11 protein-coding genes and 2 pseudogenes are annotated in these 13,322 nt (G+C 61.7%); 7 read left to right on the top strand and 6 right to left on the bottom strand.

The genetic code is table 11. The annotated features are described in order from the left end of the window. The first annotated feature begins 83 nt into the window (after positions 1-83). From CXY80_RS01205 to CXY80_RS01175, 6 genes and pseudogenes are all read left to right on the top strand, one after another. Positions 84-803 (top strand): DDE-type integrase/transposase/recombinase, encoded by a 720-nt coding sequence (locus CXY80_RS01205; RefSeq protein WP_104131281.1) that lies wholly within the window; start codon positions 84-86, stop codon positions 801-803. 61 nt (positions 804-864) lie between these two features. After that, on the top strand, positions 865-2,067 hold the full coding sequence (locus CXY80_RS01200; RefSeq protein ID WP_104131280.1) for a tyrosine-type recombinase/integrase: 1,203 nt from the start codon (positions 865-867) through the stop codon (positions 2,065-2,067). Next, positions 2,067-3,023 (top strand): tyrosine-type recombinase/integrase, encoded by a 957-nt coding sequence (locus tag CXY80_RS01195; protein ID WP_104131279.1) that lies wholly within the window; start codon positions 2,067-2,069, stop codon positions 3,021-3,023. The genes CXY80_RS01200 and CXY80_RS01195 overlap by 1 nt, the downstream gene beginning before the upstream one ends. Continuing rightward, positions 3,023-4,063, top strand: a complete 1,041-nt coding sequence (locus CXY80_RS01190) for a tyrosine-type recombinase/integrase (RefSeq protein WP_104131278.1) — start codon at positions 3,023-3,025, stop codon at positions 4,061-4,063. The genes CXY80_RS01195 and CXY80_RS01190 overlap by 1 nt, the downstream gene beginning before the upstream one ends. Before the next feature lie 453 nt (positions 4,064-4,516). Beyond that, entirely contained in the window at positions 4,517-5,746 is a 1,230-nt protein-coding gene (locus CXY80_RS01180; RefSeq protein WP_104131277.1) for an IS110 family transposase, read from the top strand. 16 nt (positions 5,747-5,762) lie between these two features. Next, a pseudogene (locus CXY80_RS01175) lies at positions 5,763-5,972 on the top strand (IS3 family transposase); the annotation flags it as partial. A gap of 1,293 nt (positions 5,973-7,265) precedes the next feature. On the opposite strand, the gene CXY80_RS01165 reads toward CXY80_RS01175, so the two are convergent. From CXY80_RS01165 to CXY80_RS01140, 6 genes are all read right to left on the bottom strand, one after another. Next, positions 7,266-8,303, bottom strand: a complete 1,038-nt coding sequence (locus CXY80_RS01165) for a glycine betaine ABC transporter substrate-binding protein (protein ID WP_104131274.1) — start codon at positions 8,301-8,303, stop codon at positions 7,266-7,268. Beyond that, positions 8,304-9,140, bottom strand: coding sequence for an ABC transporter permease (locus CXY80_RS01160; protein WP_104131273.1), 837 nt, complete (start codon positions 9,138-9,140; stop codon positions 8,304-8,306). Next, entirely contained in the window at positions 9,137-10,453 is a 1,317-nt protein-coding gene (locus CXY80_RS01155) for an ATP-binding cassette domain-containing protein (protein WP_369828592.1), read from the bottom strand. Before CXY80_RS01155 ends, CXY80_RS01160 begins: the two co-directional genes overlap by 4 nt. Next, a complete protein-coding gene (locus tag CXY80_RS01150; RefSeq protein ID WP_104131272.1) occupies positions 10,446-11,087 on the bottom strand; it encodes an ABC transporter permease in 642 nt (213 codons plus the stop codon). Before CXY80_RS01150 ends, CXY80_RS01155 begins: the two co-directional genes overlap by 8 nt. 239 nt (positions 11,088-11,326) lie before the next feature. Next, positions 11,327-11,827, bottom strand: a complete 501-nt coding sequence (locus CXY80_RS01145) for a cytochrome c oxidase assembly protein (protein ID WP_104131271.1) — start codon at positions 11,825-11,827, stop codon at positions 11,327-11,329. Continuing rightward, positions 11,827-12,393, bottom strand: a complete 567-nt coding sequence (locus CXY80_RS01140; RefSeq protein WP_199182196.1) for a DUF2243 domain-containing protein — start codon at positions 12,391-12,393, stop codon at positions 11,827-11,829. The genes CXY80_RS01145 and CXY80_RS01140 overlap by 1 nt, the downstream gene beginning before the upstream one ends. Before the next feature lie 602 nt (positions 12,394-12,995). Between CXY80_RS01140 and CXY80_RS19895 the strand changes: the two are divergent. Further along, positions 12,996-13,322, top strand: a pseudogene (locus tag CXY80_RS19895) (hypothetical protein); the annotation flags it as partial.

The following is a 13,322-nucleotide window of genomic DNA, read 5'->3' as shown; positions in this document are numbered from 1 at the left end:
GCCTGGCTCGACGACCAATCCCGACAATCGAATCCCACCCCAAAGGCCGCTTGACATCAATAGGAGCATCCACTCAAGGGGACATGACCCGCAGCGAAGCAACGATAAACGACTATTTCGTGTTTATCTTGGCGGAGAAGGCCTCCTTTCCTATTGACTGGATGTGCCGCAAGCTGAAGGTCTCACGGGCATCGTTCTACCGCTCGCTGCGGCCAGCTGTTCCGACGCCGACGCCGACGCAGGTGCGGCACGCCGTGCTTGACGCGCACGTGGTGCGGGTCTACGAGCGTGAGAAGGGCATGGCCGGCCGGGACCAGATCACCACCATTCTTGGTCAGGAAGGCGTCAGCATCGCCTGCGGCACGGTCGGGACGATCCTTACCGGCCGCGGTCTGCGGGCTGTGCGGATGCGGGCGTGGAAGAAGACCACGACCGTTGACCCAGACGCTCGAACCGAGCACATCCGCAATCACATGCTCGACGGGGACGGGAAACGGGAGTTCATCGCGACTGTCTCGGGAACTCGATTCTGCGGCGATATCACCTACCTGCGGACCGGCTCGGGATGGCTGTATCTGGCAACCGTCATCGACCTCTGCACCCGGATGGTGGTCGGATGGTCCATGGCCAGTCACATGCGCACCAGCTTGATCATCGACGCACTGGAGATGGCTCGCGACCACGGCCATCTCGACCCGAACGGCGCCATATTTCATTCCGATTATGCCGAGGATGACGTTAAGCCGAGGAACTGTTCCGACGCCAGAAGTTTACTGGGGATGGCTGCAGTTTTCTCGGTTTAGTGCAATGCCTCAACCAGCGTTATTTTCATCGTGTCCAGATGCGCGATGAAGGGAAAATGCTATGGAAACGATGGTTGATGACATTGGTGTCGTCGTTGTCGAGGCGTTGAGAGCGGCCAGCTATAAAGAGTCGACGATTGGCAACTATCAGAAGTCGATTCGATGGTTGGCAGTGCTGGCGCAGAAGGATGACGGCCGCTACACGCCGGCTTTGGGGGCGGAGTTCGCCTCGATGACGACGAGTCCGAGAACGGGCCGCTTCAGTGTCCAGTGCCGCTTCGATTATGGCCGGCTGGTGAGCGTGTTCGATTCGTATGTGGCGACCGGGCGGGTGAGCCTGGTGAAGGGAACCCGCAGCGCTGGCATTGTGGTTCCTCAGAGCGCCGCCTTCGTCGCCCTGGCGGATGCGTGGTCGGACGAGGTTGAACGCCGCGGCCTGGCCGTATCTACTCGAAGCGCCTACGGTCGCGCAGCCCGTGAATACCTGCTCTTTTTGGAAGCAAGCGGGATCACGTCATGGGAAGAAGCGGATGGCACCACCATGTTCGGATATCTGGAATCGTTGCTCGATCGGTGGGCGCCATCAGCGATGTGGTCGGCAGTAACGAACTTCCGGCCGTTCCTCACCTTTACACGTCGGCAGGATTTACTTGACGCGTTGACGATGGCGCGCATCCGGCGGTGGTACCAGCTCGTTCCCGAACTTGCCGAACGTGACGAGCTACTGGTGGTTCGGGCCTGCACCGGCAGCGATGTTCCTGCCCGGGATGCGGCAATTACGTTGCTGGCATTGGTGACGGGCTTGCGTGCCTGCGACCTTATTGCGTTGCGGCTGAAGGACATCGATTGGCGCGGCTCCACGCTCGGTATCGTGCAGCAGAAAACGGGCAACCCGTTGACGTTACCGCTGCCTGCGGTGGTCCTCGGCAAGCTGGCCGAGTATGTGTTGGGCGACCGACCGCATTCCAACATCCCAAACGTTTTCCTGCGGTCGTTGGCCCCGCACCTCGCGTTGGCGGACCATGCGTCGATCTCTGCGATCACGCGGCGGACGTTTCGGGCCGCCGGGGTGACGCAGACCAAAGTGGGCACCCGGAAGTTGCGTCACCACGCGGCGACGAAGCTGCTGCGCGCGGGGATGCCGCTGCCGACGATCTCGGCGATTCTGGGCCACTCGTCTCCGGATTCCACCAACGTGTATTTGGGCGAGGACACCGAGCAGATGCGCGCCTGCGTGCACCCGATGCCGGCAGGGACCGCATGATGAGCGGGCACGGCTTCACCAGCGTGTTCGCCGCCGATTTGGAGGGCTACCTCGCGTTCAAGTCGAGCATGGGCTGTTACGGCGCGTCCCGGATCTGGTATCTGAAACAGTTCGACCGATACTGCGCCGACCATTCTCTGGCGAATCTCGACCGGGCGAAGATCGAGGGCTGGGTGACGGCCCTGCAATCATCCCGGCCGGGACCTTACCGATCATGGATGTCCTACATTCGGGATTTCGGCCGGTGGGCGCATATCAATGGCAATGACAACGCCTATGTGTTGTCGGATCATTGGAAGACAAGTTTTGTCCGGTCGCAGCCCTACCTGTTGGCGGATGCCGAAATCAGGTTGTTCTTCCAGGCCGCCGCCCGGATAGAGGGTTCGTCGCCGTGGACATGGCAGGCCGTCGCATTCTTCGCCCTGATGCACTCCTGCGGGCTGCGCACCGGAGAAGTCCGCCACCTCACCCCGCACGACGTCCACCTGGACGACGGTGTGATCGAAGTACTCGCATCGAAAGGGCACCGCGACCGGCGGCTGCCACTCACCGGTGAACTCGTGGAGCTTCTGGCTGGCTGCGATGCCCGCACCCGCGGCGTTATCGCAGGCGATCGGGCCTCGTTCTTCGTCATGCCGACGGGGAAACCCGTGACCCCGGTGGCGGTCGGGATAATCTTCAACCGCATCTGGGACAAGGCTGCACTGACGCGAACTTTGGAGGGGAAGCGGCCGCGTTCCTATGATTTCCGGCACCACTTCGCCTACGCGAACCTTCAGCGGTGGATGGCCGACGGCACCGACGTCAACGCGATGCTGCCCTATTTGGCCCGATATATGGGCCACGCGTCCTTGGACAGCACCTACTACTACGTCCATACCTCGCCGGACTTCATGAACAGTTACGCCGCCATCACCCGCGACAGCGACCAGCTGCTGCCCGAAGTGGGCTTCTGATGAAACGCGACCCCCTCACCTCGACGCCGAACCTTTGGGGCTTCGCCCGCAACTACCTCCACGACTACATGCCCAGAGTCCGCGCCCTCTCGCCGAGAACCATCGAGGCCTACCGCATCTCCCTGGAGTGCTTCGTCAGCTTCCTCACCGATGAAAAGCAGCTGAACCGCAAGAACATCAGCTTCGTTCATCTCGAGCGGCCGATGCTGAAAGAGTGGCTCACCTGGATGCGCGAAACGAAGCACTACCAGCCCAAAACCGTCAGCTTACGGCTGACTGCGATCACAGCATTCCTGGCTTTCGCAGCCCAGGAAGACCTGACCCTCGTCGCCCTCCACGACACCGCGAAGACCTTGAAAGCACCGACGGCACCACGCAAACCGATCGAATACCTTGAGGCGAACGAGACCGCCGCGGTCCTCGCTGCCTTTGACGGCTCCACGGCGAAGTCCCGCCGCAACCGGATGCTGTTGATCCTTCTCTATGACAGCGCCGCCCGCGTCAGCGAACTCACCGCCCTCACCCTCGGGGACCTGACCCTGGCAACGCCGGCGCACCTGACCTTGACCGGGAAAAGAGCCAAAAGCCGCATCGTCCCACTGGGCGATAAAACGGTCGAACACCTGCAGGTCTATCTCGCGAAGTTCCATCCCAACCTCGCGCGGCTCCCGGCGACGCGTCCGCTGTTCCACAGCTCCCACCTCGGGCAGCCAACCCGGCTGTCAGCCGACAGTGTCTCGGCGATCCTGGCCACCGCAGGCAACCTCGCCAGGCAGAACTGTCGGACGGTTCCGATTCGGCTGCACTGCCACATGCTGCGCAAAACCAAAGCGATGGACCTTTACAAACAGGGCATCCCGTTGCCGATCATCATGCAACTCCTCGGCCACGAAAGCATGAGCACCACCTCCGCGTTCTACGCCTTCGCCACTCTTGACATGATGACCGCGGCAATGAAAGCCGCCACTCCTGAAATCAACATCGCCGACAACACCTGGCTCAGCGAGGAGAAACTGCAAATGCTCTACACACTCCGCTGATCGACGGCGACGCTAAGCCGACAAACCAAACGCTGTTCCCCGCAAATAACCAGCATCGACACGGTTCCTCGGCTTAGCGTCATCCTCGGCATAATCGGAATTAAGCCGAATTCGGCTTAACAGCGATCGCGGCACCCAATATACGTCCGGCCCGTTCCAGAAATGGTGCGCCGCGAATACGGTCACGCAGTCGATGGGAGCCGTCGGCGTGTGTTGGGACGGTAATGATGAGAAGAGTCTTGAGGCTGCGTGACCCTAACCCTGAGTGACGTCCTTCCAAGGATTGTCTTTTACGTGATCTGTCCGCGGTCTCAAGGCTGCTCACGGTGCGCTGACCAGGCGGACATGACTTTATAGGAGCCTGAAGCGAATTCCCATTACCGTCTTGTCTGCCCACCTGGCCAACGTGCCCATCTTTTACCCAGATGAACGCGAAGGAAAGGCAACTTCATCATGGCAACAGACATACCGAATATCATCGTCGGCGTCGACACGCACTCCGATACTCACTACGTCGCCATCATCGACGAGCACGGCAAACACCTCGCTGCTGAAGAATTCCTGGCCGTCGGATCTGGTTACCGGAAGATCCTCTCGTTCATCACCCACTTCGGCCTGGTCATCGGCGTTGGCGTCGAAGGGACCGGCAGTTATGGGGCTGAACTGAGTCGAGTGCTGAGGACAGCAGGGCTGCCCGTCCACGAGGTCAACCGACCCAACCGCCAGGCGCGGCGCCTACGCGGAAAATCGGATCCGTTGGACGCCTACCAAGCAGCGGAATCAGTCCTAGCTGAACGAGGCACGTCGACGCCGAAAACCAAAGACGGCCCCGTCGAATGCCTCCGCGTCCTCCGCGGGGCTCGCAGCTCAGCGATGAAGGCCCGCACCATCGCCATCAACCAGATCAAGGGAATCCTAGTCTCCGCTCCCGAGCAAGTGCGCAGCAGGTTTCGCGGACTGACCAGCGCGCAACTCATCCCGGCGTTGGAGCGCTCCCGTCCAATGGGAAACCTCACCGCCCCTGACACCGCGACGGCCTTGACTTTGAAGAAACTCGCCGCCCGATACCAATTTCTCGAGCGGGAGATTCTTGACACCGATAAAGCGCTGGCAGAGATCATCCGGGACTGCGCGCCGCTGTTGCGGGACGTCCCCGGCGTTGGCATCGAAGTAGCGAGCCAGCTCCTCGTCACCGTCGGCGACAACCCCGAACGCATCGCCACCGAAGCGCAGTTCGCGGCCCTTGTCGGCGTCGCCCCCATTCCAGCGTCATCCGGAAAGACGAGCCGGCATCGCCTCAGCCGCGGCGGCGGCAGAGCCGCCAAAGCGGCAATCCACCATGTCGTCGTCTCGCGCCTCGCGACCGACTCCCGGACGAGAGAATACGCGGCCCGACGAACGGCTCAAGGCAAGACCAAAAAGGAAATCATGCGCTGCCTAAAACGATACGTCGCCCGGGAGCTCTACCGTCAACTCACCAACCCACACGCGGCGCCCTCGATCACCGACCTACGCATCACGCGCGAAGACCTCCACATCACCCTCCGCGAGGCCGCAGGCCACTTCAACACCTGGCCTGGCACCCTCTCCCGAATCGAACGAGGCCGCAGCCACGACGACAACCTTGCTAGCCAATTCCGAGACTGGCTGCATGAGCAAAAGGAAACCCAAAATATCAATTGACAACTATAGGAGCATCAACGCTGTGGCCGAAAGTTTTTTCTCGCACATGAAGACCGAAATGTACTACCAGCACGACTTCGAGAATCACCTCGCCGAGAGGACCGCGGTGATGGAATACATCGAATCCTGGTACAACCGGCGGCGCCCTCATTCACACAATGGAGGGCTGCAACCTGCCGCAGCGTTGGCCGCTCACCGCGATCGCCGTAAAACGATTGCGGCATAGAAGAAAAATCAATCAGATTGTCTCAAAAACTTGACGGGCGCACTTGTCGACGGACGCCGAAGTCTCGGTCAACTCGTGGGCGGTGAACGAGCCCGATTTAATCAAGAATCGCACTTCGTTGTGGGTCAGCCTCTCCATCGGCTTCATCGCCGTGATCATGTCGGTGAGCGCTTGGATGAAGTAGCTAGAATCTTTCGCCAAATGGGCCACGGTCCGCGAGACGTCGGACCGCCTCGTCGGAGATCTATGGGCCTATCCGCCCCTCGGCGCTGTCAGGGGCGTGTTCGAAACTCGTTAAAAGAGGCCTGTTAGAGATACTTCGGCGACGTTGCGAGCGTGGAAAATGACCTCAGAAAATCCAACTGGCTTGAGCGGTGCGCGTTCTTCTCGAATATGAATGGATCTGATGAACCGCTCTTAGACATTGGCTGAAGAGCTCCCAGAGGATTGACAGATTCAGAACGGTTAGGTCATTGGATGAAAACCTGACGGACACAATCCGCCAATCGCCGCCGCTGCATCGAAATACATCTCCCGAACGCAACTAGGGCAGGGGAGGCGTCCGCCGCACGTCTTCGGTGCCCGGCGGAACTTCATTGAGGATGCGACCGACGACGTTGAGTTGGTGGGGTTCTAGCTAGTCCATTCTGCGCTCGTCCATCACGATTGCCCACCACACGGTTTTTTCGATCGTGCAGTCCGGGCATGTGCGCGGGGAGACCACGCCAAAGGTTCCCATGTTGGGTGGGTGGTCCTAGCCGACCGCGTAGGCGTCGTGCGCGTTGAGCAACTCCTCGCGGCCGCACGAGTCGCACGAGCGCTCGAACGCGTCAATCGGGGAGTCATTCGCGCCCTCAATGCTCATGCTCGTTGACTCTATCCGTGCTCCGGTCTGTGGTCAGCCATTCCGCGGCGACTGCCGACCCCTGTGTGCATTAATGGCGGATGTTGGCGATCCGGGACTTCATCGACTCTCGATGTCATTTGCGCGCGCTCAAAGAATACGGCGTCATCATCGCTAACCTCTCAGCGGGCAGCGCTTCTCGTTCGCTGAACGTGGACGTGTGACCTGATTGCGAACCTACCTTCGTAGGCCTTAGTACCACCCGAGTCTAGGGGCGGGTCAGTGGGCGCCCGACCTTCGTCACACTCGCCACGCTTGCAGTACTCACAGTCTGAAAGCAACGCGGGGAACCCTGACTGAAATTACCAGGCCTTAGGCGTTTCACGAGCGAGGATTTACTGCCACGTTGAGCCTGAACACCAACTTCCATCCCAGTACTGGTCAGACTCCTAGGAGGCCGGGTCCGTGATGAAACCTTCGTCGATCATCCAGGCGTAGGCCACATTGGCGGGTTCGTCGCCGTCGACGTCAACTTGACGGTTCATGCCGCGCAGAACCTCGTCGGTGAGTTTGGGTGATATTTTGGCGAAGGTCTTTTCCAGGCCGGGGTGGGCCTTGATTGTTTCGGTGAAGAAGATCGGTGCCACGTTGTATGCCGGGAAGAACGCGCGGTCGTCGGTCAAGACGGTGAGGTCGAGCGCGTCGAGGCGACCGTCGGTCGTGAAGACTTCGCCGAAGTTGCAGGCGCCGTTGTCGGTTGCGCTGTAGATGGCGCCGGTGTCATAGATGCCGATGTTACTGTCGGGCACGCCGTCGGCGGTGCCACGTTCCAGTCCGTAGTGGGCGAGCATGGGGTTCAACCCGTCCGGCCGGGAGTTGAATTCGGCTTCGACGCAGAAGGTGCGATCCGCGACCGGTAACGCGGCAAGTTCGGACATGGCCGTGATGTTGCCGAGGTTGGCGACTGACTCACTGCGCACGGCGAGGGCGTAGGTGTTGTTCATCGGTGCTGGCGCGCCCCAGGTGACACCGTTTTTGATGTCGAGGTCGTATACGGCTTGCCACATTTCGTCCTGGTCAGTGATCACTTCAGCCTGGCCGAGGTAGGTCAACCATGCGGTTCCGGTGTAATCCCAGAGCACGTCGGCCTGGCCAGAGAGAAGTAGCTCGCGGGCCGGCTGGCTGCCGGGCACGTTACTGAGGTCTGTGACGTCGAATCCTGCGGCGGTCCCGGCGAGGACGGCGATTTTGCCGAGCAGGAGCTGCTCGGTGAAGTTCTTGGACGTGACTGTGAGGTTGACGCCGTCGGCGCCGTCGAGCGGGGTGATCGACCCAGGTCCGACCGCGGGAACGTATGAGGTCGCCGGCTGCAGTCCGCAGCCGGTCAGGGCGACGGCGGACAGGGCGAGGATACCCGTGGCGAGGCCCCAGCGGCCGAGGGGCCCGCGGTGGGCGCGAGGACGGGTGTGGGAAGAGGTTCGGTACATCTAGAGTCCTTTCGGGCGGGCGACGTGTTCTACGACGCGGCCGACCCAGTCGATGAGGAGGGCGAGCAGCGCCACCAGCAGGGCTCCGGTGACGAGCACGGGGGTGAGGCTGAGGTTGACGCCGGTGGTGATGAGGATGCCGAGTCCGCCGCCGTTGACGAATGTGGCTAGGGCTGCGGTGCCGACTAGCAGAACGAGGGCGGTACGCACGCCCGACAGCATGACTGGTACGGCGAGGGGGAGCTCCACACGAAAGAGCACCGCCGTGGAGCTCATGCCCATGCCTCGTCCGGCTTCGATGAGGCGGGCGTCGACCTGCTGGAGGCCAACCATGGTGTTTCGCAGCACCGGGAGCACCGCGTAAAGCACGAGGCTCAGCGTCGCCGCCCAGAAGCCGAAGCCAACCCAGAACGCGAGCAGCACGACGACGCCGATTGCGGGGGCGGCTTGCCCGACGTTGGCGATGGCGAGCACCGCAGCGGTCAGAAACCGCAGGGGCCGCCGGGTCAGGGCGATTCCCAAAGGAATCGCGATGACCAATACGATTACCGCGGCGAGGAGGGTGAGCTGGATGTGCTCCACGGTGTAAACCCAGAGCGCGTCCGGGGCGAGGGTGGTCAGTTCGATCGGCGACAGGTTGGCCGTCAGTAGCCAGATGACGAGCGCGAAGAACGCGAGCAGGATACCGGCCAGCTGGTAGACCAGTCCCCGCCAGGTGTGCCACACCGCGCGAGCCTGACTGACCGGCACGGCTGGCGCGGCCGGGTCGCCAGGCGTTTCGACGGCGGAGTCGCCGCCGGCGATGCCGGCTTCTGCTTTCAGGGTGCGGGTGCTCATTGGCTGGCCCGCACGTCGGTGCCGTTGCTATTGGTCTCGCTCAGGTCGGCGTCGGCGTCGGCGGCAGGCTCCTGTGCTTGGAACACGCCGGTGTTTAGTCCGACGGGTGCCTGGTCCGATTCGAGTACGGCAGCGCTTTGTGACCGGGTGATGGCGTCCATGACGGTCTGTACGTCAATGACACCCTTGAACATGTCGCGGCGGCCGGTGACGAGCGCGGCTCCGGCGCTGGAGACGAGCATCGTGTCGAGTGCGTCGTTGAGCGTGGCACGGTAGCCGACGACGGGGAGTTTCGGGTCGGGAACGTTGCTGATGACGTTGAGGCGGCCGAGTTTGCGGCGGGAGAGCCACTGGATGGGACGGTGACGTTCATCGACGATGACCGCGTGGCCGTGGCCGGCGTCGATGAGGCGGGCCAGGACATCCGCTGCCCGTTCGCCGGGGTTTCCCACGACGGCGTCGCCGAACCCGACCTCTGCCACCCGGGTGAGTGTGAGCTGTTTGAGGCCGGCGCCGGACCCGATGAAGTTTTCGACGAATTCGTTGGCCGGGTCACCGAGGATGCGTTCCGGGGTGTCGTATTGTTCGAGCTGGGCGCCCTCGTTGAAGATGGCGATCCAGTCGCCGAGCTTGACGGCTTCGTCGAAGTCGTGGGTGACGCAGACGATGGTCTTCTGCAGTTCTTCCTGGATGTTGAGCAGTTCGTCCTGCAGGCGCAGGCGGGTGATCGGGTCGACGGCGCCGAAGGGCTCGTCCATGAGTAGCACGGGCGGGTCGGCCGCGAGGGCGCGCGCCACGCCGACGCGTTGCTGCTGACCGCCGGATAGTTCCTTGGGGTACCGGTTTCGGTAGAGCGCCGGGTCTAGGGAGACGAGCTCGAGGAGTTCGTCGACGCGGGCCGCGATGCGGGCTTTGTCCCAGCCGAGCATTTTCGGCACGAGGCCGATGTTGGTGGCCACCGTCATGTGGGGGAAGAGCCCGCCGGCCTGGATGACATAGCCGATGCCTCGGCGCAGGGTATCGCCGTTCATATTGGTGACATCGTCACCGTCGACGACGATGCGACCTTCGGTCGGTTCGATGAGTCGGTTGATCATTTTCAGGGTGGTGGTCTTGCCACAGCCTGAGGGGCCGACAAACATGACGATCTTGCCGGCCGGGATCTCCATGGTTAGACCGTCGACGGCGGGGCGCGACTGGCCGGGGAAACGCTTGGTGACGTGGTCCAGCAGGATGTTCGCACCGGTGATGCCGGTCGGAGAATCTTCGGTGCTGGTGGATTCTGCGCTGGTGGATGCAATGAGTTCAGACACGGATACCTCGGGGTGTGGTCAGGCGGCCGAGGCCGACGAGAAGAAGATCAAGAATGAGGGCGAGCACGACAACGCCGATGACGCCCGTCAGCACCGACTCGAGGGAGTTGGCACCGCCGAGGCGGGACAGGCCGGAGAAGATGAATCCGCCCAGGCCTGGGCCGAGGGAATATGCGGCGATCGCGGCGATTCCCATGACCATTTGCGCGGATACCCGAATGCCTGTGAGGATGATCGGCCACGCCATCGGCAGTTCCACCTGCAGGAGCGTGCGGAACCGACTCATGCCAACGCCACGGGCGGATTCCACGATCGACGGCGCAATACCCGACAGGCCCACGACCGCATTGCGCAGAATAGGCAGCGTAGCGAAGAACGCCACGACAATGACGGCCGGAACAACGCCGAAGCCGAGCGGCGCAATAAGCAGCCCGATGAAAGCAAACGATGGAATAGTCAAGCCAATGGCCGACACCGAGTTGGCAACCCCGGTGAGCGCGGAACTGCGATAGACGGCGGCTGCCAGCACGACGGCGATAACTGTCGCCAAGATCAGGCACTGCACGACGAGGCTGAAGTGCTGCCAGCTGCTGAACAGGATCTGCTCATACTGAGCCCCTAGAAAATCCCACACATCAAAACCTCTTCGCTTCGATCACACATCGATTCACCGCCACCGGCACGGGCGCAACTGGAGGCGCCGATGCGGAACTAGATACAGATACAGGTGAGAACAGGAGGCGAAGGTGAACTTCCAGTCTTGCACGGCCGCACTCCCCTCTGGGCGCAGCGCGACGTTACGGTTCAATCACATGCGCCGATCCCCCCCNCCCCCCCCCCGAGTGAGGACGAGGGTACTGTGCATGACGCTGATCAGCACTGGGCTGCGCGTCTTCGAAACCACGGCCTGAGCTGCGCCGACCTGCAATTGTCCCGGCCAGCCCACGCGGATTGCCACGGAAAAAGACGAACAAACCGCATCACGCCCAACTTTATCTCGACACCTGCCGGGAAATGCTGGCCTGGCATGAGCTTGCCTTGACTTCGGGGTACGGACCGGAGCAGAAGGGTTATGGGTGCGCCAAGGACCAGCCCGATGGGCGCGTACATCCCGATGAGCAGGTGCTGGTACATGTGAGTGGGTAGCCCGCCGAGAGGAAATGGAGAGGTCTGCGGGGATAAGCCCAGGGCGAGGAGAGTGCAGCCGGTGAGGAAACTTGCGATCCGCCAGCTGCTCCACCCGCGTGGTTCCTTACCGCGGTTATGAGCGAGGAGAACGTATCCGAGCGCTACCGCGGCGATGAGGATCAGCGGAACCGCCGTCTCCAAGGCGGTGGCGGCGTGGCCGGCGTGAGCCTCGTGCGTGTCGGACATCACCTCAAGGAGTGCGTTCGATCATTGTGGTCGGTCAGATCGATGGGGCGCCCGGTACGCTGCAACAGCCATCCGCCGATTACGAGTAACGCGCCGAGGACAAGGAAGAGGATATCGGCCAAGGTTTGGAACTCCCCGCTGATCACGTGATGGACCCCCAGGATGTGGTGGTCCACGATGCCTTCCACCAGGTTGAATATTCCCCACCCGACCAGGATCCAGCCCCAGAGCACGCGTGAGGCCCAGACGCGGCCGCGGGATCCGGTGACGCGAGAGTAAAGCATTCCCAGCCCGATCAGTACCGCGAGCCAAGTGACCGTATGGAACAACCCGTCCCAAAGCGTGTTCATTTGCAGACCGGGGACCGTATCCGCCGGGTAGGACCCAATATCAATGTTCGCGGTCACGGCGCTGGTGAGCATGTGGTGCCACTGCAGGATCTGATGCAGCAGGATCCCATCGACGAATCCACCCAACCCGATACCGAGGATGGTGCCAGGTAGACCTATCCGGCGGGGCTGTGCGCGGGTTTCCGCCACATTCACGACTGAAGCGTTTACCATCATGTCTCCATTCGGTTGATACAACACCAGAATGGCACCGCGCGGTGCGATCGTCCAGTTCCCTGCTCACTCGGTAGTCGCCCTTGCGGGATTGAGGTCTCGCTCAGAGCTGACGTCCCTGAGCTTTCACGGCAGCCCGACGAGTGCTAATCAGGAAGGAAACAGTGAGTAAGACGAGGGCGAAGAGACCTGCGGTGATGATTCCTAGGAAGTTCAGGTCAACGGTGAGAACGTATTTAAAGGGCGCCGGGATGTTGCTGTGCAGCTCGGCGGGCACGGACAACAGTCCTAGCCCGCAGATGACGAAGCCTCAATCCGCCGCTCACTCAAGGCGGACCAGTGGATTAAGACTTAGCGTGTCCCCAAGTAGCTCCTGGAAAGCAGTGACCTATCGCCAGAGCGCGTCATCACTTGGCAGGCGCGCGTCCCCCCGATCGGGGTCGAGATGGTGACGAGCTTGGCGCTAACAATGGCCTTCCGATTCCACCCGTTCGTCATGGCTTCACGCTATATCCCGCGACGCCTGGGCCCCTAGTGGGACTGTCTCGTAAACGGTGTTTCCGGCCTGACGCGCTGGACGTGGGTCTGGCGGGAAAGGTGCCGTGATGACGACACTTGATGCTGTGACGAAGAAGACGAAATCTGAGCCGACCCGTGAGGCGTTGGCGGCGAAGGAATGGGTGCGCCTGGCCAAGGAGCAGGGCCTGGCTCTGGACGGTCCTGACGGGCTGCTGGGCCAGTTCACGAAAACGTTCCTGGAGACGGCTCTGAACGAGGAAATGACTGATCACGGACACGGTGATCGAGGAGATGCAGACGTGGCAGTCCCGCCCGTTGGACGCCGGGCAGTTTCTACTGGTCGTTGCGAATCCCGAGCAGGGAGAAACCAATGGTCAGATTTGCACCGAACAAGATGCCGGCAGCGGTTAAGC

This window comes from Cryobacterium sp. M91 (assembly GCF_002929615.1).
Taxonomy (GTDB): Bacteria; Actinomycetota; Actinomycetes; order Actinomycetales; family Microbacteriaceae; genus Cryobacterium; species Cryobacterium levicorallinum.
This window is presented reverse-complemented; position numbering and strand designations above follow the sequence as displayed.

Bases quoted from the DNA above. Each gene is read 5' to 3' on its own strand.
- CXY80_RS01205 (WP_104131281.1), top strand. From the start codon at position 84: ATGACCCGCAGCGAAGCAACGATAAACGACTATTTCGTGTTTATCTTG.
- CXY80_RS01200 (WP_104131280.1), top strand. From the start codon at position 865: ATGGAAACGATGGTTGATGACATTGGTGTCGTCGTTGTCGAGGCGTTG.
- CXY80_RS01195 (WP_104131279.1), top strand. From the start codon at position 2,067: ATGAGCGGGCACGGCTTCACCAGCGTGTTCGCCGCCGATTTGGAGGGC.
- CXY80_RS01190 (WP_104131278.1), top strand. From the start codon at position 3,023: ATGAAACGCGACCCCCTCACCTCGACGCCGAACCTTTGGGGCTTCGCC.
- CXY80_RS01180 (WP_104131277.1), top strand. From the start codon at position 4,517: ATGGCAACAGACATACCGAATATCATCGTCGGCGTCGACACGCACTCC.
- CXY80_RS01165 (WP_104131274.1), bottom strand. From the start codon at position 8,303: ATGTACCGAACCTCTTCCCACACCCGTCCTCGCGCCCACCGCGGGCCC.
- CXY80_RS01160 (WP_104131273.1), bottom strand. From the start codon at position 9,140: ATGAGCACCCGCACCCTGAAAGCAGAAGCCGGCATCGCCGGCGGCGAC.
- CXY80_RS01145 (WP_104131271.1), bottom strand. From the start codon at position 11,827: ATGTCCGACACGCACGAGGCTCACGCCGGCCACGCCGCCACCGCCTTG.
- CXY80_RS01140 (WP_199182196.1), bottom strand. From the start codon at position 12,393: ATGATGGTAAACGCTTCAGTCGTGAATGTGGCGGAAACCCGCGCACAG.